We start from the raw sequence: 21,806 nt of genomic DNA, 5'->3' as shown, positions 1-21,806 counted from the left end.
TGGTTTTTATGATTAGAAAAGTAGGAATTATTGCTGCCGCTTTGTCACTGGCTTTATCTGGTGCAAGCGCTATGGCTAAAGTGTCTGATGCAGACGCAAACAAATTGGGTAACGAACTTACGCCGCTTGGCGCAGAAAAAGCGGGTAATGCTGATGGAAGTATCCCCGCATGGACTGGCGGTATTACGTCTGTACCTGCTGGGTACAGTGTGGGTGACCATCACCCAGACCCTTACCCAGAAGATAAGGTGTTGTTCGAGATAACAGCACAGAACTATAAAGAGTACGCGGAATTCTTATCTGAAGGCCAGAAAAAGCTTTTCGAGGCTTACCCAGAAACTTTTCGTATGCCGGTTTATCCAACGCGACGTTCTGCGTCAAACCCACAGGCTGTTTACGATGCGACTAAGGTAAACGCTACCAGCGCTGAGCTTCTCGACGACGGTAATGGTCTTAAAGGTGCAGTTTTGGGTATCCCATTTCCAATACCACAAAACGGTCTTGAAGCAATTTGGAACCACATTCTTCGCTATCGTGGAGCAGCGGTTCAGCGTAACGGTGGACAAGCAGCGGTTACTACCGGTGGTGATTACAACGTAATCGGCTTTGATGAACAGTTACTAATTAAATATGCAGAAGAAGGTGCTACACCTGAAAAACTAACAGATGAAAATATTCTGTTTATGTTTAAGCAAAAAGTAACCAAGCCAGCCCGCCTAGCGGGAACGGCGTTACTTGTTCACGAGACCGTAGATCAGGTTAAAGAACCACGTAAAGCATGGACGTATAACACGGGTCAGCGTCGTGTTCGCTTAGCACCTAACATCGCTTACGATACGCCGGGAACAGCTGCTGACGGCCTACGTACGACTGATGACTTCGATATGTTTAACGGTTCTCCAAACCGTTATGACTGGAAACTTGTTGGTAAGCAGGAAATGTTTGTTGCTTACAATAACTATGCGCTTCATTCAGACAGTGCTTCGTATGATGATATCTTGAAGCCAAATCACGTTAATCCAGACCTAACACGTTGGGAAAAGCACCGTGTTTGGGTAGTTGAAGCTACGTTGAAAGAAGGTTTCCGTCACATTTATCAAAAACGCGTATTCTTCATTGATGAAGATAGCTGGCAAATTCAAGTAGCTGATATGTATGATAATCGTGGCGAACTGTACCGCGTTGGTGTAGCTTATGGTGTTAACTACTATGAAGTTCCTACTCAATGGTCGACGCTTGATGCGTACTATGACTTAAACTCTCGTCGTTATTTGGCTATTGGCCTAGACAATGAAGAGCAAATGTACGACTTCACCGTACGCCCTCGAGATGTGGAATTCACGCCACAGGCGTTACGACGAGAAGGTAAGCGCTAATCACCTTACACAACAAACGGTTGGCATTTGCCAGCCGTTTTTGTATACAGACAATTATAAATAGGGGGAATGGTTAATTATGAAAAAAACCATTGCAGCGTGCATTGCCGCCACATTCGCAGCTAATTACTCTCCAGCTGCACTTGCCGAAGAAGCATTCATGGCACCTTTGGTTGAGCAATCGGTTCTTTTGGACATAGACGCTGATTCATTTGTCGTTATTGTCGGTGAACGCGGTCACGTATTAGTGTCAGAAGATGGCAAAACTTTCAATCAAAAAGCGGTGCCAACTCAATCAACGCTTACCGCAACCACGGTTGTAGGCGAAAAAATATGGGCAGTTGGTCACGACGCTGTCATTCTTCATTCTTCAGATAGGGGCGAAACATGGGAGATACAAAATTATCAACCCGAACTTCAACGCCCGTTCTTAGATGTATTATTTTTTGACGAACAGCAAGGTATAGCCACCGGTGCCTATGGCCTGTTTTATCGAACGCTTGACGGTGGAAAGACGTGGTCTGCAGAACGCCACGCCAGTCTTCTTGACCCAATGGACCAAGAATACCTCGAAGAAATTCGCAAGGAAGACGAAGATTTTTATCAACAAGAGTTAGAGTCTATTTTACCTCACTTAAATCGTGTAACTCTTGATGGTGATACGCTGTACATGGCTGGTGAAGCAGGTTTGTTAGCAAAAAGCACCAACATGGGTGAATCTTGGGAACGTTATTACGTCGACTACACAGGGTCTTTCTTCGACATTAAGCCGCTGGATGAAAACACGGTGCTTGCCGTAGGTCTCCGTGGGAATATTTTCGTAAACAGGGATCAAGGGGAATGGGAATACGTTCAAACCTGTTCAACTAGCACTCTTAATTCAATTTTAATTGAGTCAGAATCGAAGGTTTACGCTTTAGGCAACAACGGCATGATGGTAAGTGCACAACGTCCGCTTCCTACCAGTATGCGTGATCCTTATGCTAACCCATCCAATTGTCAGAGTGATGACGGCATTTCCGTGTCACAAATTAAAGATAAAGCGGCGATTTTAAACGCCACCGAGTTTAACGGTACCAGCATTGCTGTTACTGCAAATGGCATTAAAACGTTGAATTTAAAATAGGGCAGTATAAAAACAATGACCCATTTTCTTGAAAAATTAGTGTTTGGTAACCGCAAAGTTGTGGTGGCACTGTTTGCCATTGCAACGGTTTTTCTTGGTTACCAAGCCTCACAAATGCGTCTAGACGCAGGTTTCGAAAAAAATATTCCGCTTAATCACGAGTACATGAAAACGTATATTGAGCACCGCCAAGATTTTGGTGGCGCCAACAACATCTTAGTTTCAGTATGTGATAAAAACGATAATATTTATAACCAAAATTTCTTCGATACGTTAAAGAACGTTCACGACCAGCTTTTCTTCATCAATGGCGTAAACCGTTCGTTAGTAATTTCACTATTCTCTCCGTCTACACGCTTTACTGAAATAGTGGAGGGTGGTTTCGCTGGCGGCCCGGTCATACCAGCAGACTTCGACTCATCAAAGCCAGAGGCTCTGGAGCTTGTGGCTGCGAACGTGGAAAAAGCGAACATCGTTGGTAGACAGGTTTCAAGTGACTACAGTTGCGCAATGGTAACAGCACAGTTGCTAGATATTGACCCACAAACAGGCGAGCCGCTTAATACACTCGCTCTGGCTGCAGAGCTAGAAGAGCAGCTTCGCGGTCAGTATGAAAACGAAAACACGTCTATCCATATTATCGGTTTTGCGAAGATGATTGGCGATGTAGCCGATGGCGCTAAAGACGTACTGTTATTCTTTGCCATTGCAATCGCGATCACTGCGGTGATGGTGTACTTCTTCTCACGCAGCATCATGCTGACCTTATTGCCATTGGTATGTTCAATTATTGCCGTTATCTGGCAACTTGGGCTTTTGACTTCCATTGGCTTTGGCATGGACCCTATGTCAATTTTGGTGCCGTTCCTTGTATTTGCTATCGGTGTAAGCCACGGCGTTCAAATGATTAACGCGGTAGAAAAGCAAGCAGTGACGGGCATTGGCGCGAAACGGGCTTCAATGGCGGCATTTAGAAACCTCCTAGTACCCGGCGGAATCGCCTTGCTGTCTGATACTGTAGGTTTCATGACCTTACTGGTTATTGATATTGGTATTATTCGCGAGCTAGCAATAACAGCAAGTATGGGTGTTGCTGTTATTATACTTACCAATCTATTGTTACTTCCTGTTCTAATGAGCTTTTTAAAACTAGACCAGAAGTATGTCGAAAAATTTGCGGGTAAGGAAAACGCAAATTCTAAATTCTGGGAAGTAATTGCAGCGTGTTCACGTAAGAAGCCAGCCGCGTTTATTTTAATTGTCACCGCGATTTTGTTCGTGCTCGGTCATTTCCAAGCGCAGAACATGAAAATAGGGGACTTACACGCTGGCGCACCAGCGCTACATGAAACTTCTCGTTACAATGAAGACACGTTTTTAATCACTGACAAATACGAAGTTACAGTGGATTATATCTCTATACTTGTAGAGACGACCCCGGAAGCTTGTACTTCGCATAGTGTGATGAAAGCCATGGATGACTTCCAGTGGAAAATGGAAAACGTACAAGGCGTGCAGTCTGCAGTGTCACTTGCGTCAGTAGCCAAAATTGTTAATGCCGGTTACAACGAAGGAAACGTAAAATGGCAAGTTCTCCCGCGTAATCAACAGACGCTAGTTCAGGCTATCTCTCGCGTACCTACGTCATCGGGTTTACTTAACGGTGATTGTTCAGTTATGCCAATCATCCTCTTTATGGAAGACCATAAAGCGGAAACCATATCTCGTGTAGTTGATGCAGTAAAAGCCTATCGCGATGAATATCAAACCGATGATATGAAGTTTAGCCTTGCTTCTGGTCCTGTTGGCGTAATGGCTGCAACCAACGAAGCGGTTAGTGCAGCACAAGATCCTATGATGGTTTATGTGTTTGGCGCTGTTATTGCGCTGTGTCTAATAAGCTTCCGTTCTATTCGTGCCACGTTAGTCGTTGTAATACCGCTATATGTGGTGTCTGTTTTGGCTCAAGCACTAATGACATACCTTCAAATTGGCCTCACCGTTTCTACATTGCCAGTTATCGCACTTGGCGTGGGAATCGGCGTGGACTATGGTATTTATATTCTTTCTACCAAAAGCCTAATGTTGAAGAAGGGTGCTACCGTTCAAGAAGCTTATTTCGCTGCTTTGAAAGAACGCGGAAGTGCAGTGCTGTTTACTGGTATAACGCTAGCTATAGGCGTAAGCACTTGGGTATTCTCTTCACTTAAGTTCCAAATGGATATGGGTATATTGCTAACATTTATGTTCGTTGTGAACATGCTTGGGGCAATAATTGTACTGCCTGCCTTAGCTAGGTTCCTGTGGTGGAATAAGAATGCCCCTGATGCATAAATTATTTTTGCATAGCTACGCATAAAAAAGGGCCTTTAGGCCCTTTTTTTTATGTGTTTTCTGCATAGTTATCTATGCTGTTAATATAAGGTTAAAAATGGGCTTTCATTAGCGTCATTTATTAGAGAAAATAGTTTGGTACTCGGCACTTATACCAAGTTGAATTGGTATTACGACATTCAAAAAAGGTTAACAAATGACAGTCACCTCACAGCGACACTCAGTACTGCTAGACAACGTATTTGCACTCATTGATAAGAAAGTAGATACAAAGCAGAAGTCTCTTGTGCAGCAATTCGGACGTCTGTTGTATAAAAACATATCAAGCGATGATTTAGAAGATCGCAACGACAGCGACCTTTATGGTGCAACACTTAGTTTATGGAATGGTTTGGCAAAGTTTGAATATTCTTCACCTTTCATTCGTGTATTCAACCCTGAAATAGCTAAACACGGCTGGCATTCAAGCCACACTATTGTGGAAATAATAGTGTCGGACATGCCGTTCTTGGTTGACTCTGTACGTATGCTACTGAACCGATTGAACATTACTGCACATTTATTTCTTCATAGCCCTATCGGCGTTAAACGCGACAAATCGAACAAAGTCGAAACCTTTGCAGAGCCAGGAAAAACCCTAGATGGCGCTAAAAAAGAGACTGTCATTTTCATCGAAATCGATAGACAAACTTCAAAAAAAGATATCGATGCATTAACTAAAGAACTTTATTCAGTGGTTGATGAAGTCTCTTTAGCTGTTGAAGACTGGCAGGGCATGACCAGCACTTTACAAGACGTTATTAAAAATAACGCGAAATACAATTGGCCTGTCTCCGCAGATGCAAAAAAACAGACTAAGGCATACCTTGAGTGGTTAGGTGACCATAACTTTACCATGATGGGATATCGCTATTATGAGGTTAAAGCAATTGAAGGCGACCATAGATGGATACCGAAAAACGACACCAGCTTAGGCCTTCTTAAAAATTCAATAAATGACCGCGAACGTCTGTTATCAAGATTGCCTGCATCTGCAAGAGCTGAAGCGTTAAGCAAAAACCCGTTGATACTGACCAAAACAAATTCTCGTGCCCGCGTGCATCGCCCAGCATATATGGATTATGTCGGTGTAAAAGTCTTCAATAAAGACGGCCAAGTTGTTGGCGAGCATCGCTTCTTAGGTTTGTATTCAGCATCGTTTTATAACAATAGCGTTACTCAACTGCCGATTTTGCGCGAAAAGATTAAGCGTATCTGTGAGTTATCCGGTTTTGAGCCTGGCACACACGCCTATAAAGCGTTCGCTAATATTATAGAAACCTATCCACGCGACGAATTGTTACAAACGCCAGCAGAAGAACTCGCACAAATTGTGATGGGCATTTTTCAAATGCAAGAGCGCGGTATTTCACGTTTGTTTATTCGCAAAGATACATTTGGTCGTTTCTTTTCTTGTATGGTGTTTGTACCGAGAGAGCGCTACAACACTCAACTGCGCAAAGAAACACAAGCGCTGCTTAAAGCGTCATTAGGTGCAACTGAAGAAGTGGAATTTACCACTTTCTTTTCAGAGTCTGTATATGCCCGTACGCATTACATTGCAAGAGTCAACGACAACAACGCGGAATTCGATGTGAAGGAAATAGAGCAAAACATTATTGAGTTGACCAAAACTTGGAATGACAGACTCGCGTCAGCTATTTCAGCAGCGCACGGTGAAGCATCTGGTAAAGCCCTTGAGCGTAAGTACAACAATGCGTTTTCTCGTAGCTACATGGAGCATAACCTTCCATCAGCCGCGCTAGTTGATATCGGCAAGCTAGAGATGCTTGACGACAACCATACGTTGGACATGTTGTTCTACCGCCCTCAAGAAGAGGATGCTGACAGCCAAGTTGTTAAGCTGAAGCTTTTCCACCGCGCAGAACCTATTCATTTGTCTGACGTGTTACCTATGCTCGAGAACTTTGGGTTACGCGTAATCGACGAAAGTCCTTATAAAATTACCTGTTCAGAAGGTGAGCGTAACTGGGTGATGGACTTCACCATGTTGCACAAAAGCGGCCAACATTTCGATATGGAAGCGGCGCAAACCCTATTCCAAGAAGCCTTCGCGAAGGTGTGGTATAAAACACTTGAAGATGACGCGTTTAATCGCCTTATTCTGGGTGCCAATATGACGGGTCGAAAGGTGACGGTTCTGCGTGCCTACGCTAAATATATGCGCCAAACTGGTAGCTCATTTAGCCGTGACTATATTGCAAATACCCTTTCTAACTACCCAGATATTGCCCGTTTATTGGTAGACTTCTTTGACCAACGTTTTGACCCCAAGAAAAAGCGTAATCAGAAGAAAGAAGACGCGATACTAGAGACCATCAAGGCACAGCTAGATAACGTAAGTAATCTAGATGACGACCGTATTATCCGCCGTTATTTGGATATGATGTCGGCAACGCTACGAACCAACTTCTATCAGCCAGACGATGCAGGCAACGAAAAGTCTTACGTGTCATTTAAGATGATGCCAGAGCTTATTCCAGAAATGCCGCTTCCGTTGCCTAAGTTTGAAATTTTTGTGTACAGCCCTCGCGTTGAAGGTGTGCATCTGCGTGGCGGTAAAGTTGCCCGTGGTGGCCTTCGCTGGTCTGACCGTCAAGAAGATTTCAGAACCGAAGTTTTAGGTCTGGTTAAAGCACAGCAGGTTAAAAACACAGTTATTGTCCCTGTTGGTGCGAAAGGTGGCTTTGTTTGTAAAAACTTGCCAGTAGGAGAAGGCCGTGCCGCTATACAGGCTGAAGGTCAAGCATGTTATCGCACTTTCATCACAAGCTTATTGGATATAACCGATAATATTGTAAACGGCGAAATAGTACCGCCTAAAGATGTAGTACGCCTTGATGATGACGACCCATATTTGGTTGTCGCTGCAGATAAAGGTACAGCTACCTTCTCAGATATTGCCAACGGTATTGCAGAAGAGTTTGGCTTCTGGTTGGGCGACGCATTTGCCTCGGGTGGCAGCATAGGTTATGACCACAAGAAAATGGGTATTACTGCGCGCGGCGGTTGGGAGTCAGTTAAGCGTCACTTTAGAGAGATAGGCATTGACTGCCAGACCACTGACTTCACCGCTGTGGGTGTTGGCGATATGGCTGGTGATGTTTTTGGTAACGGTATGTTGTTATCAGAGCATACGCGACTAATCGCTGCGTTTAACCATTTACATATTTTCTTCGACCCAAGTCCAGATGCGGCAGCAAGTTACAAAGAACGCCAACGTTTATTTGAAAACCCAAGCCTTAGCTGGGAAGACTACGATAGCAAACTGATTTCTAAAGGTGGTGGTGTATTCAGCCGTGCCTCTAAGTCAATCAAGCTGACACCTGAAATGAAAAAGTGGTTAGGAACGCGCCAATTAACAATGACGCCTAACGAGCTTATTCACAACATTCTTAAAATGCCAGTTGATCTACTTTGGAACGGCGGTATCGGTACCTATATTAAGAGTAAAAAAGAGTCTCACTCTGAAGTGGGCGATCGTGCGAACGATGACTTGCGCGTTAATGGCCGAGACGTTCAGGCTAAAATTGTGGGCGAGGGCGGCAACCTAGGTTTGACCCAATTAGGCCGTATCGAGTATGCCTCTAATGGCGGACGCGTTAACACCGACTTTATCGATAACGTAGGCGGTGTGGATTGCTCAGATAACGAAGTTAACATTAAAATTTTGCTTAACAGCTTGGTCAATGATGGTGAATTAACGCTCAAGCAGCGCAATAAGCTTCTTTATGATATGACTGACGATGTTAGCAAAATTGTTTTGAAAGACTGTTACCGTCAAACCCAGTCTATCTCTATCACTGAGTTAGCGGGCGTGAAACAGCTTAAAGAGCAGCTTCGCTTTATTCACGGCCTAGAACGAGAAGGGCAATTAAATCGTGAGTTAGAGTTCATACCGAGCGATGATGAGATCTCCGATCGCGTAGCAACCGACCAAGGACTAACTCGCCCTGAACTTAGCGTGTTAATTGCCTACGGTAAAATGGTGCTTAAAGATGCGCTCAATATTCCAGAAATCACTGACAATCCTTACCATGGTAAGCTGTTAGTTGAAGCGTTCCCGAAGGTACTTCGCGAGAAATTTGCAGCACACATGCAGCAGCACCCGCTTAGAAGCGAAATTATCGCCACTAAATTAACCAATAATATGGTTAATGATATGGGCCTTAACTTCGTGTTCAGAATGCAGGAAGAAACCGGTGCAAGTGTAAGCGAAATTGCTGACGCCTACGCGATTGTGCACGGCATCTTCAACATGGATACGCTGTGGGAGCGTATAGAGGAATTAGACAACGTTATCCCAGCTAAGCTTCAGCTTAAAATGTTGGATGAAGCACGCCGAATTATGCGTCGCGCTTCACGTTGGTATATTCGCCACGGCAATAAAGCGCAATCCATTGAAGAAGCCATTGCTAGCTACCGCGGTACATTCGATAAACTGTCGAAAAACTTACAGCATTATTTGGTTGAAAGTGAATATGCGCAGTTAGAAGCGGCAACGCAGAAGTATATCGATAAAGGTGTACCTCAAGATATTGCATATCAAGTTGCGAGTTTCTCAAACATGTTCTCTAGCTTCGACTTGGCACAAATCGTTGAAGCCGACAAACACGATACCGATGTTGTCGCTAAGCTTTACTATCAATTAGGTTATCGCTTAGAGCTTCACTGGTTCTTGGACCAAATCAACAATCAAGCAGTGAGCAACCATTGGCAGGCATTGGCTCGCGCTTCATATCGTGAGGAACTTGATTGGCAGCAGCGCTCAATCGCAGCAAACCTGTTAGCCTCTCGCGAAGATGTGAGCAACGCTGACCAAATTTTAGATGAATGGATTGAAAGTAATCAGGCGCTTCTTAAACGTTGGTATCACATGATGTCAGAGTTTAAGACCAGCACAACGCACGAATTTGCGAAATTTTCTGTCGCTTTACGCGAATTGATGCTTTTAAGCGTGAAGTCTAACCATTAGAATACACGCACCTTAATGATTTAAGCCCTGTTTATCAGGGCTTTTTATTGGCCGATTGGTTATTATTAACTAGCTTTACAGCGTTTTTAGTTAGCAGATGATCTGTAAACGTGAGGCGTAGTAACGACCAACAGACCCTTAATAAGCGAGCGTTAAATACAACCATGCAATCTCTAGTGCAAAAACTCTTACTTCAGTGTGAACCTGAAAAAAGTCACGATTTCACCATTAACTGGTTAAACAAGACACAACATACACCGCTGAAATGGATGTACAGCACGCCAACGCTTAAAAAGCCCGTCACTGTTGCCGGCATGACGTTTGATAACCCGGTAGGGTTAGCGGCAGGTCTCGATAAGAACGGCGATTGTATTGATGCGTTTTCAAGCATGGGCTTTGGCTTCGTGGAAATTGGTACAGTTACGCCGCGTCCGCAGCCGGGAAATCCTAAGCCTCGCTTGTTTAGAATCCCTGAAAAGCACGCCATTATTAATCGCATGGGGTTCAATAACAAAGGTGTTGATCATCTTGTCGAGCAAGTAAAAAAAGCCCAGTTTAAAGGGCCGATAGGTATTAACATTGGCAAAAACAAAGACACCGAAGAAGCAAATGCACTCGACGATTATCTAATTTGTTTAAATAAGGTTTACCCTTACGCCAGCTATGTCACTATCAATATTTCATCGCCTAACACCCCAGGACTTAGAAACCTTCAGTACGGTGAAGCACTTGATAAACTGTTAGTTGGCTTAAAAGCTGCGCAGGAAACACTCACACAAACCCACGGAAAGTACGTGCCGCTATTTATTAAGATAGCACCAGATTTAAGTGATGTGGAAATCGAAAGTATTGCTGCTTCGTTAATCAATAGCAAAATGGATGGCGTGATTGCTACCAATACCACGCTTTCACGAGATTCGGTTACTGGACTAGAGCACGCTGATGAAATGGGTGGGCTAAGCGGTTCTGTTATGACCGATATGAGTTTGGAAGTAACCCGTAAATTAAATAAGGCACTTGACCGCGCTATACCTATTATCGGCGTAGGGGGCATCGACTCTCCTAAAGCGGCGCAAGCGCGCTTAGATGCAGGCGCATCATTAGTGCAAGTCTACTCGGCCTTTATTTATCAAGGCCCATCTCTCGTTAAACGCATCGTAAACGCGTTATAATACAGCCGAAACAAAGTACACCCGAAACCAATCTCTCGTGTACGCGCTTTACGTTAAGCGCGTACATCAAAAACAGGTACATGAATGAATACTATTCTGGTTACGACCAGTCGCGGTCTTGACGAACTATTGAAACAAGAAGTACTAAGCCTTTGCCCTGATGCACAAATTAAACAGGGGCCTGGTACTATTCAGTTTGAAGGGTCAAAAGAAGACGCTTATAAACTTTGCCTATGGTCACGCTTGGCTAATCGCGTAATTTGGGTGCTAGCATCCGGTAAAGCAGGCGATGCAGATGCGCTTTACAACACGGCGATGGGCATTGACTGGCAAATGCAGATGGATTCACGTCATACATTATCTGTACAGTTTATCGGAACTAACTTTGCTATCAAGAACACCCAGTTTGGCGCAGTTCGTGTTAAGGACGCCATCGTAGATTCATTCGTAGAGCAAGGTTTACCTCGCCCGTCAGTCGAGCGCAAAAGCCCTGATATCTCTGTGTATGCCAGACTGCACCGCGACAATGTAATTTTGGGTATAGACCTAGCTGGAGCAAGTTTACACCAGCGTGCGTATCGACAAGAAACCGGTGACGCCCCCCTAAAAGAGCATATCGCCAGCGCAATGCTTATGCGCAGTGGTTGGGCAGAGAATACCGAAGCGCCATTGGTAGATTTAATGTGTGGTTCAGGCACTATTGCAATTGAAGCTGCCTATATTGCTCGAAATATTGCGCCTGGTATAAAGCGTTCATACTGGGGCTTTACTAAATGGCTTGGCCATGAAGCTAAGGTTTGGGATGATTTGGTAGAGCATGCCATTTCCGTTCAAAAGCCAAGTTGCGGCGGTATTTACGCAGGTGACTTCAGTCGTAAAATGGTAGCCATTGCCAAAGCCAACGCTGATTTTGCTGGTGTATTTAACGATATTTCGTTTTCTCAGCAAGATGCTACCAAGTCATCGCCGCCAGTCGGCACGCCAGGCTATGTTGTGTCTAACCCGCCATACGGAGAGCGTTTAGGTGAACTGACTTCGTTAATCCCACTATTTAGTGATTGGGGTAAGCGCTTCAAAGAAGCATGGAAAGGCTGGCACGTGTCGCTACTAAGCAGTAACCGCGATTTACTACGTGTACTAAAGCTTCGCGCTACCAAAGACTACGCCATGAACAATGGTAAATTAGAGTGCCGTTTAGCTAACTATGTGCTTGATGAACAAAACACGGTTCAATTTAGTGAAGACGCCGGCAATCATGAGTTTGCTAATCGTTTGAAAAAAAACCTCAAGCGTATGAAAGGCTGGATCAAAAGTGCAAACACGAACTGCTACCGTATTTACGACGCTGATTTACCCGATTACAACGTAGCGGTAGATAGGTATGGCGATTGGCTGGTCGTTCAAGAGTACGCGCCACCAAAAACCGTGTCAGAAGATAAAGCCCGTAAACGCCTGCAAGAGGTGTTACTACACTTACCAGCAGTTACTGGAGTCTCACCTAAGCACATTGCGCTTAAAGTGCGTAGCCAGCAAAAAGGGACTAAGCAATACGAAAAAATTAACCAGTCTGGCGAAATGATGGAAGTGTTCGAAAACGACGCTCGCTTTTTGGTAAACCTGACTGATTACTTGGACACGGGTCTTTTCTTAGACCACCGTAATACCCGTCAAAAAGTAAAAACCTTGTCAAAAGACAAAGACGTGTTGAATTTGTTTTCATATACAGGAAGTGTGTCTGTCTTCGCTGCTATGGGCGGTGCGAAATCTGTTACCACCGTGGATATGTCTAACACCTATTTAGAATGGGCAAAGAAAAACGTAGCACTGAATAAACTAACAGGCCCTCACGCCTTTATTCAAGCCGACTGCACCACATGGTTAGGGACGCACAAAGGTAAATATGACCTAATTTTCATCGACCCACCGTCGTTTTCAAATTCGAAACGTATGCAGAATACGTGGGACGTACAGCGCGACCATGTAAAAATGCTTACCGACGCAAAAGCCTGCTTAAAAGAGCAGGGGACTATAATCTTCTCTAACAATAAACGTGGTTTTAAGTTAGACGAGTCAGCCATCAATGACCTTGGCTTGAACATTGAAAATATCACCCACGAAACCATACCCGAAGATTTTGCCCGTAAGGGTAAAATACACCAGTGCTGGATTCTACGTTCATGAAAATAATCTTCTACACGGGCCCGCAATGCAGCCTCTGTGATTTAGCCGATGTTGAACTGCAGCAAACGTCTATGTTTTCATCGCTTATTATTGAAAAAGTTAACATTCGTACAAGTACCGAGCTTTATCACTTGTATGGCGCTCGTATTCCAGTTTTGAAGCGAGCCGATAATGAAAAAGAAATTGGATGGCCCTTTAGTGCCGCCGATTTAGAGGAGTTTCTTCAGTGAGCATTTTGCAGTTAAAAAACATCACTGTTATTTATGGAAATCCGCCGCTTTTAGACGGCGTTGAGCTGGTCGTTCAGCCTAAAGAGCGCGTATGCTTGGTTGGTCGCAACGGAAGCGGTAAATCCACCCTTATGAAAGTTATCGCAGGCGATATTATTGCCGACGATGGCCAGCGTATCATTGAGAACAATACTGTAATCGCGCGTTTAGAGCAGGACCCACCGCAAACCACAGATGTAACACTGTTTGATTACGTTGCAGAAGGCTTATCTGATGTAGGTGAAACGCTAAAAGCCTATTTCCATCAAACGCGCATTGTGGGTGAAGACCCTAGTGAAGCTAACTTAAATAAGCTTCAACGGTTACAAGAACAGTTAGAGGCCAGAGACGCGTGGCAGTTCGAACAGCAGATTGAGCAAACGCTTACCATGCTTAAGCTTGACCCTGAGATATCGTTATCAACATTATCAGGGGGCTGGCGAAGAAAAGCCGCTCTTGCGCGTGCGTTAGTACGTCAACCAGATTTATTGTTGTTAGATGAACCTACTAACCACCTCGATATTGAGATGATCCGCTGGCTTGAGTCAAGCTTAAGCAACTATCAAGGAGCAATTGTATTTGTAAGCCACGACCGTGCTTTCATTCGCGCCATGGCAACACGTATCATTGATCTAGACCGCGGTTCTGTTACCAGCTATCCAGGTAATTACGAAACCTATCTTGAGAAAAAGCAGCACGATTTAGAAGTTGAAGCGTCGCAAAATGCTGAATTCGATAAAAAGCTAGCACAAGAAGAGGTATGGATTCGACAAGGTATCAAAGCTCGTCGCACCCGTAACGAGGGACGAGTAAGAGCGCTGAAAAAACTACGGGAAGAGCGCAAAGCACGTCGCGCAGTGCAGGGCAATGCTGTGGTTAACCAACACCAAGGCGCGCGCTCTGGCAAAATGGTGTTTGAGGTAAAAGATTTAAGCTATAGCATTGAAGGTAAGCCAATCGTTAAAGGCTTGAACCTAAATGTATTGCGAGGCGACAAGCTTGCACTTATTGGCCCTAACGGTAGTGGTAAAAGTACGCTTATCAAGCTTCTTTTAGGAGAGCTGCAGCCGGACAGCGGGAATTGCAAACAAGGCACTAATTTAGAAGTCGCTTATTTCGATCAACATCGACACGGATTAGATTTAGAAAAGACCGTTATTGATGCGGTTGGCGATGGTAAACGCGACCTTATGGTGAACGGCCACCCGCGCCACGTTATCAGTTACCTGCAAGACTATCTATTTACGCCTGAACGCGTTAATGCGCCTGTGAAGTCACTATCAGGTGGTGAAAAAAACCGCTTAATGCTTGCCAAGCTCATGCTAAAACCAAGCAACGTTTTGGTTCTCGATGAGCCAACCAATGACTTAGACGTTGAAACATTAGAAATGCTTGAGACCTTACTCAACGAGTATACTGGCACCGTGCTTTTAGTGAGCCACGACAGGGAATTCGTTGATAACGTTGCCAACAGCAGCGTAGTTTTTGAAGGTAATGGCCTGCTTCGCGAATTTATTGGGGGTTTCACTGACGTAGAAAACTGGTATAAAGAGCAACAGGAAAAACGTCAGCAAATCGAAAAGGAAGAGAAAGCCAAGGTAAAGAATGAAACTAATTCAGCTTCAGACAGTCCTAGTGCTAAGTCTTCTCCCCGTAAGACGAAAAAGTTATCATACAAAGACCAGCGTGAACTTGAGTCCTTACCGAAAGAGCTAGAAACACTTGAGGAAGAACTTGAGGCTATGCAAGAGAAAGTTAACGATCCAGACTTTTTCAAACAAGACAGTGACACTACTGCCAAGGCATTAGCCGAATTGGCAGATAAAGAAGAATTACTTTCCCAGAAATATGCGCGCTGGGATGAACTAGAAAGTATGCTGGAAGATAATCAGCAGTAAATAGGATTTTAAATGAAACGAACTCAGCTTGCCGCCGCCGTTCTGTTGGCAACAGGAAGTGTTTCGGCATTTGCCGCGACCTATTCAGTGACACCTCTTCCTTTGCAGGATACCGCTAGAAACAATTTTGCTCGTTCAATTGATAATTCAGGCAAAATGTTGTCTGTAGTGCAACTTGAATATAACCCACCTATAGATGTGGAGCAGTTAGAAGAAGATACCACTTTCTTCGATGTTAACGGTGAAGATTTAGAAAACGAAGATGATGCACGTCAAGGTGTATTCACTGATGCAGATTACTCAACAATTGTTAACTATCTGCTTTCTAGCACCAATGCAGTCACTGGTCAAAAGCTTGCACCGTTTAGAACTTATATCACCGACACCCAAGATATTTCTTTGGTTCCGGGCTTAGACGAAGTTACTGAAAAGTTCGATGATTATACGCGTTCTGTAGAAGCGATAGGCAGAGATAGTCTGAATGGCAACTTCATAGTAGGTGATTCATCTGGGTTGGTGGTGTTAGACCCTTATGAGAATGAAGATGGTGATACCATCAATTATACCTACCCTGAATCAGCGCAGCAGGGCTTTGTTCAGACCTCCGGTGCGACTAAAGCGCTGCCAGCAGTAGACACGACAGCGGGCGGTTTCTCGTCAGCCCGGGCAATCAACTCGAACCTGCAAGTTGCGGGCTTCAGTACAGTAAGTTTCCAAGATGATGTCGATGAGGCAATTGAAACCTGTGCCGACGCAGAGCTTCGTGGAGACCAATCTGAAGGACGTTGTCTTTTTACCGTTTATAATGGTGACTTTTCGGTACCGCGCATCTCTAGCTACTACTTGAATACATCCACAAACTATTTGCCCGGCTTCGTTTTATTGTCTGAGGTTAATGCCACGATTTGGCAAATTGACGTCAATGGTGATGTGATTAGTACAGATACGTATCCGCTGTTATTTGAGCCAGATGAAGATGACTCAGCACACTATTTCACCTACGCATATGACATCAATAGTCAGGGTATTGCCGTTGGAGAGGGTCTAACAGGTGATCGTATTACGATTACTCGCCCTAACCAGTCTGGATTAACAGAAAGCGAGCGTGTTGCCACAGTATTTAGAGACGGCGAAACTATTGAACTCCTCCCTCGAGAGGAAAATATTATCAGCCAAGCCATTGCTATTAATGATGAAAACTGGGTAACAGGTGCAGTGCTTCGTTCGCAAAGCGATATTGCGCGTTCACGCCTCTTTGTTTACAACCTAGATACCCAAGAACAGAAATATCCCGATGGGTTCTTCGTCAGTGCAGGTGTGACTGCAAACGCTATCAACAATAACAATATTGTGGTGGGCAAGGCGGATGTTGATGCAACAAGCGACACCCTACGCGAAACTGCAGCGTTTATGTACAACATCGATACAGAAGAGTTCTTAGACCTCAATGATCTAGTGTCTTGTGACAATACTTATGAATTGATTGAAGCCGTTGATATCAATGATGATAACGAAATTATCGCCAATGCGCGTATTAAAACAAACAGTAAATACGTAACTGGCGTTGACATTATTAACTCAAACGGAGAATCACAATTAGTTGACTCTATTGTAGCGGTTAAGCTTACGCCTTTGGCTAATGGCTCTGTCGATGATTGTGAAGTGCCTGAAGATGAACAACCGTTTGAGCGCAGCGGTGCATCGACGGGTTGGCTCGCATTTTTCGGTTTATTTGCTGCCGCCTTTGTACGTAGACGTTTTAGGAAACAATAGAACGCTATAGTCGGTTTTTAGGCCGCCTTGGAAAGCCACATTCGTGTGGCTTTTTTTATGCCAAAAAAATGAAAAAACAGACATATTTATGCATAAAAAATGTAACATAAATTTCATCGAAACTTCATTTGTTTAAAGTTTGTCAAGCGTTTTAATTTTATATTTTTCTTGAACCATTTTATTAATTGCACTATCAAAGTAGTGTACGCAATTAATTTTCCGGCACTATCAACCGATATGATGTAGAGCGCTCGTGAAAATGATTTGTTGTACATTCAACAAACAAAAGAGGCTAATCAATGAAAAGACAAAAAAGAGATAAAATGACTCGCGCCCATTCTAAAGGCTATCAAGCTGGTATCAGCGGTCGTTCAAAGGAAAATTGTCCATTTCAGCAAAACGATGCACGTTCACAGTGGTTAGGTGGATGGCGTGAGGCAGTAGAAGATAGACACTTAGGTTTAAGTGTTAAATAACACTTCTCTTTTATGAACTGATTATGCAAAAAGGAAAGCCCCTGAAAAGGGGCTTTTTTTTATTCTATCGCTTGTTATTCAATGTCGATTAAACAGCGATTAAAAATTCGATGTATCTTGGAACAAGCCTACTTTCAAATCTTTCGCGACATAGATTTCGCGACCGTCGACTTCAACGGAGCCATCAGCCATACCCATAAAAAGTTTACGCTTAATCACACGCTTCATCGTAATCTTGTAAGTGACCTTTTTGGCTGTAGGGAGTATTTGGCCGGTAAACTTAACTTCACCAACACCAAGCGCACGACCTTTTCCAGGGCCGCCACTCCAACCAAGGAAAAAGCCCACAAGCTGCCACATTGCATCTAGGCCGAGACAGCCCGGCATAACAGGGTCACCTGGAAAGTGGCAGTCAAAAAACCATAAATCTGGCGTAATATCTAATTCAGCAACAATTTCGCCTTTCCCATGTTCGCCGCCATCGTCAGTAATTGAAACTACGCGGTCCATCATCAGCATATTAGGGGCTGGTAGTTGACTGTTGCCCGGACCAAACATTTCACCGCGGCTACACGCCAATAAATCTTCTTTGTTAAAACTACTTTTCTTCTCTGACATTCCCAACTCATTGTTGTTATTAAAGTGACGGTGTTAATTTAGCGAACACTTGTACGCCAAACAACTCTGAACAGTCATTTTTCTGAAGAAAAACGCGTGCTAAGATACTTAACGTTAATTTAACCCGTACGGATATCGCCCTACAAGTTCAATTTATAAACAGCGATTAAACTACGCTTCACAATATCGTATCTATGTGTGAAAACTATGACAGAACAAACAACAAAAAGAACCAGTAAAAAAAGCCCTGTAGATAGAGCAAAAGCAAACGCTGATAAACAAAAACGCTTTAGAGAGAGACAAAAAGACGCAGGAAAAAAGTTAGTGAGAGGTTATGTTAGCCCAGAAGCAAAAGTATGCTATGACGAAATCCGAGATAAAACAGGCTGGACCGACAGCGAAGCTATGTCTAATGCTATGCGACTTATGTATGCTGCCTACAAATGTGGCCAAATTAAGCTTCTAAATGAATGGCTTAGAAAAAATAACCGTTAAGTTTTTTTATTAACTTTGTTGTTTAACCACGCGCGGCTTGGACTATTTTGCATGGTATGACGCCTAACAATACGCTGCGCTTCTTCAATGACATCATCGCGCTCACGAAAGTCCCACAACCTTTTCGCAGTCATACGGTTATTTTGAGCGATATCTATAATTGGTGCGATATAATCACGGTCAATATTAAAGCCTAACATCTGCGCTTCTAATGGCGGTAACAAATAGGGAGCATGAACCGCTTCATTAGGTAGACTCGCCAACTCAGGTACCCACTTCTTTATAAAGACACCCTCGGGGTCTAGCTTTTGTGACTGTGTAGCAGGGTTATAAAGGCGCACAGTGTGAATACCAGTCACGCTTGCCTGCATTTGTATTTGTGGATAATGGATACCGGGCTCAAAATCTAAAAATTGAGAGGCTAGATAGTGAGCCGCTTTTAACCAATGCACATTTAAGTGGTGGCACAAAAAACTGGTTACCATTGCTCGCATCCGAAAATTAATATAACCAGTATGTTTTAGTGCTCGCATGCATGCGTCTACCAACGGGTATCCAGTGCGGCCAGTCGACCAGCGATAAAAGCGTCGTTCAGATTCAGGTCCATCTATGAAAGGAAATTTTTCGTATGCGCTATTCATAGGTCGCCACTCGATACTAGCTTCGCTTTCAAATTTTTGAATAAAGTGACAGTGCCAGTGCAGCCTCGATGTTAAGGCAGATAGGGCGCGACTCCACTGTTTGCGCTGTGGTGTTGATAAAGCTTTCTTAGCTTGCTTTTCTAGCTGAACGCTTTGATAAACCTGCTTTATTGAGATATTGCCCCATGCGAGATAAGGGCTCAATCGCGAACATGCTCGACGTGCATATTCAGGCTTTGAGATATGCTGGTGATAGTACTGCCCACGATGGCTGAAGAAGTCTTTTAACACCTGCCAAGCACGTTTTTCACCGCCAGGCTGCATTCTAGCTATATCGGATGCCACTTCATTTTTGGTGTACTCAGACTTGTATACGTTACATTCAACTCCGTCAGAATAGTCTTTAGGACGGTCGGATGGAAAGGATTTTAATTCAGCTATTTCCTCAATAGATTTAGACGCTTTTTTAAGACTAGAATGCTCGCGCCAATTAACCCATTTTGCTGCTTCTATATCAAAATCATAGGTGGCAGTTGCGAAATGATGCTCCCAGTTTTGCTGCCATTGTGTTCGATGTGGCAACCCACGTATTACTGCACCATACTGAGATTCAGAAAATGAAATGGTTTTATTTTTCAGATGCCTAGCGACCGCCAAGTCACGGTTATGCGTAACCGAAAGGCCGATTTCTTGGTAACTCCTAACCGCACCAATGTTGTAATTTTGAGCAATGAGTTCAAGTGCATCTATTACTTCACAGTGCAAGGTCAAAACACGTGCATGAGCGGGTAATTGGCTGTTAATGTCATCTATACTCTGCTGCATAAATCGCCAATGACGAATGTCCATATGCGGGTCGGCAATAACCGAAGGTTCCCAACAAAATAGTGGGAGTAACTTTTCACCCTTTTCTACAGCGCGATAAAAAGGTTCGTGATCACGTAAGCGAAGATCGCGCTTTAACCAAATAACCGTGACTTTTTCTTTTGAGTTAGCCTTTTTTAATTTATCTGGCACCATACTGTTAAGTAACTACAGCCATTTATTACGAAATTCGCTTTTTGGGTCGTAAATCTCAGTCTGCTTTTGCAGGTTGAATTGCCTGTGTCCACGAGGATCACTCCCCACACCAGCTAGGTAAAGCCAGTTTCCCCAGTTACTTCCTACATCAAAATCTACTAATTGATGTTCAAACCACGCTGCACCGTATCGCCAGTCTTGTCGCAGCTCATGCACAAAGCAGCTAGCGACAAGCTGCCTGCCGCGGTTCGACATATAGCCTGTCTCTGCAAGTTGTCGCATACACGCGTCTACAATAGGGTATCCAGTATAGCCTTCACACCACTGCGCAAAGGTCTCAGGGCAATGTGAAGTGGAAGGAGTGTTACCTTGAATGCCGCTAAAGCGAAACCATTTAGCGCCATATTTACACTGTAACCAGTGAAAGAATTCTCGCCACAACAGCTCGAAATAAATCCAATATGTGGAGTCATTTTTTTCAACAGTCTCTTCAAAGTGATGAACTTGCCTCATCACTTCTCGTGCAGAAAGAGAACCATTAGCTAACCAAGCAGATAACTTCGTACTATCTTTCCATGTATCTAGTGCATTACGTGTTTCCTTGTAGGATGCCGCAGCATGCCAGTCAAATAGATACCTGTTTAAATGCGAGAGCGCCGCAGTTTCACCACCGACAAAAGATAATTCAGACGGTTCCGGTAAATCGTGGGCGAGAGTTAATAGAAAAGATTCGTCTAGCGTTGGTTTAAAGGGCGGAGGTAAGCGCTCTGGGGTAGCGTGGACCGCTAATGGTTTACAATGTTTCTCTACTTTGCGTCGAAACGGACTGAAAACGTCGGGCATCTCTTCTATGTCAAACGGTAGTGCTTGCTCATCAAATAAACCAAATGTGGAGGTTTCGATAACGGCTAATGAATTAAAAAAACGTTTTACTGTGTTTAGCGCTGCTGTTTCGTCATAACCACAGTACTGACTCACTCCAAGGTGGGTGTACTGCCCCGACCTTAACAGCTCAACTAAACACTCTGCAGTGCTACCTTTTACAATAAGTAAATCGTGCCCAAGCTTTGCTAGCTGTTGCTTTAAATCTACTAATGTCTGCAGTAAGAAGGTGTGTCTGTGCTCGCCCATTGGATTAAGCCCAAACGCGTTGAGCGTAAAGTTCTTATCATCTAATATATAGACGAACGTAACTTGGCTCACCTGTTCACACAACGCTGTAATGGCCGCATTATCGTGCAGTCTCAGGTCATGCCTGAACCAAAATAGGCCTCGATTATCAGTAAATTTAGTTTTATCGTTAGAATGTTGATTTATCATACTAATTTTAAGCGTTATTTTTGATATTTAGACGGATCTCGAATCCGCTTTACTACGTAAGACATTAGATAC

14 protein-coding genes are annotated in these 21,806 nt (G+C 43.8%); 11 read left to right on the top strand and 3 right to left on the bottom strand.

Annotated features, from left to right (window positions below; all coding sequences use genetic code 11):
- Positions 1–8: 8 nt before the first annotated feature.
- The 10 genes from ACXAFM_RS17840 to rmf all read left to right on the top strand — a co-directional run bounded on the left by ACXAFM_RS17840 (position 9) and on the right by rmf (position 17,640).
- Positions 9–1,376: a DUF1329 domain-containing protein gene (locus ACXAFM_RS17840; protein WP_474835623.1), complete on the top strand. Its 1,368-nt coding sequence runs from the start codon at positions 9–11 to the stop codon at positions 1,374–1,376.
- 79 nt (positions 1,377–1,455) lie between these two features.
- On the top strand, positions 1,456–2,502 hold the full coding sequence (locus ACXAFM_RS17835; protein WP_474825659.1) for a WD40/YVTN/BNR-like repeat-containing protein: 1,047 nt from the start codon (positions 1,456–1,458) through the stop codon (positions 2,500–2,502).
- Positions 2,503–2,517: 15 nt separating this feature from the next.
- Positions 2,518–4,836 (top strand): efflux RND transporter permease subunit, encoded by a 2,319-nt coding sequence (locus ACXAFM_RS17830; protein WP_474835621.1) that lies wholly within the window; start codon positions 2,518–2,520, stop codon positions 4,834–4,836.
- Positions 4,837–5,032: 196 nt separating this feature from the next.
- Positions 5,033–9,871: an NAD-glutamate dehydrogenase gene (locus ACXAFM_RS17825; RefSeq protein ID WP_474835620.1), complete on the top strand. Its 4,839-nt coding sequence runs from the start codon at positions 5,033–5,035 to the stop codon at positions 9,869–9,871.
- Positions 9,872–10,035: 164 nt separating this feature from the next.
- The gene (gene pyrD, locus ACXAFM_RS17820) at positions 10,036–11,043 is read left to right on the top strand and encodes a quinone-dependent dihydroorotate dehydrogenase (RefSeq protein ID WP_474835851.1); all 1,008 of its coding nucleotides are present in this window, start codon (positions 10,036–10,038) and stop codon (positions 11,041–11,043) included.
- Between the two features lie 84 nt (positions 11,044–11,127).
- Positions 11,128–13,224 carry a bifunctional 23S rRNA (guanine(2069)-N(7))-methyltransferase RlmK/23S rRNA (guanine(2445)-N(2))-methyltransferase RlmL gene (rlmKL, locus tag ACXAFM_RS17815; protein WP_474835619.1) on the top strand — a complete coding sequence of 699 codons (2,097 nt, stop codon included), beginning with the start codon at positions 11,128–11,130 and terminating at the stop codon, positions 13,222–13,224.
- The gene (locus tag ACXAFM_RS17810; RefSeq protein WP_474825670.1) at positions 13,221–13,454 is read left to right on the top strand and encodes a glutaredoxin family protein; all 234 of its coding nucleotides are present in this window, start codon (positions 13,221–13,223) and stop codon (positions 13,452–13,454) included. The genes rlmKL and ACXAFM_RS17810 overlap by 4 nt, the downstream gene beginning before the upstream one ends.
- A complete protein-coding gene (gene uup / locus ACXAFM_RS17805; protein ID WP_474825672.1) occupies positions 13,451–15,391 on the top strand; it encodes an ATP-binding cassette ATPase Uup in 1,941 nt (646 codons plus the stop codon). The genes ACXAFM_RS17810 and uup overlap by 4 nt, the downstream gene beginning before the upstream one ends.
- Before the next feature lie 12 nt (positions 15,392–15,403).
- Positions 15,404–17,164 (top strand): DUF3466 family protein, encoded by a 1,761-nt coding sequence (locus ACXAFM_RS17800; RefSeq protein ID WP_474835617.1) that lies wholly within the window; start codon positions 15,404–15,406, stop codon positions 17,162–17,164.
- A gap of 299 nt (positions 17,165–17,463) precedes the next feature.
- Complete coding sequence (gene rmf / locus ACXAFM_RS17795) at positions 17,464–17,640, top strand: ribosome modulation factor (RefSeq protein WP_039220169.1); 177 nt, start codon at positions 17,464–17,466, stop codon at positions 17,638–17,640.
- Between the two features lie 99 nt (positions 17,641–17,739).
- Here the strand turns inward: rmf and fabA are convergent, their stop codons facing one another.
- A complete protein-coding gene (gene fabA, locus ACXAFM_RS17790) occupies positions 17,740–18,258 on the bottom strand; it encodes a bifunctional 3-hydroxydecanoyl-ACP dehydratase/trans-2-decenoyl-ACP isomerase (RefSeq protein ID WP_474825677.1) in 519 nt (172 codons plus the stop codon).
- A 207-nt stretch (positions 18,259–18,465) separates the two neighbouring features.
- On the opposite strand from fabA, the gene ACXAFM_RS17785 reads away from it, so the two are divergent.
- Positions 18,466–18,753: a hypothetical protein gene (locus tag ACXAFM_RS17785; protein ID WP_474825679.1), complete on the top strand. Its 288-nt coding sequence runs from the start codon at positions 18,466–18,468 to the stop codon at positions 18,751–18,753.
- Here the strand turns inward: ACXAFM_RS17785 and ACXAFM_RS17780 are convergent.
- Positions 18,750–20,414, bottom strand: a complete 1,665-nt coding sequence (locus ACXAFM_RS17780; RefSeq protein ID WP_474835615.1) for a cryptochrome/deoxyribodipyrimidine photo-lyase family protein — start codon at positions 20,412–20,414, stop codon at positions 18,750–18,752. The genes ACXAFM_RS17785 and ACXAFM_RS17780 overlap by 4 nt on opposite strands.
- A 12-nt stretch (positions 20,415–20,426) precedes the next feature.
- Complete coding sequence (locus ACXAFM_RS17775) at positions 20,427–21,734, bottom strand: DASH family cryptochrome (RefSeq protein WP_474835613.1); 1,308 nt, start codon at positions 21,732–21,734, stop codon at positions 20,427–20,429.
- Positions 21,735–21,806: the final 72 nt, after the last annotated feature.

It is taken from the genome of Alteromonas sp. ABD4_190, from assembly GCF_056160105.1.
This window is presented reverse-complemented; position numbering and strand designations above follow the sequence as displayed.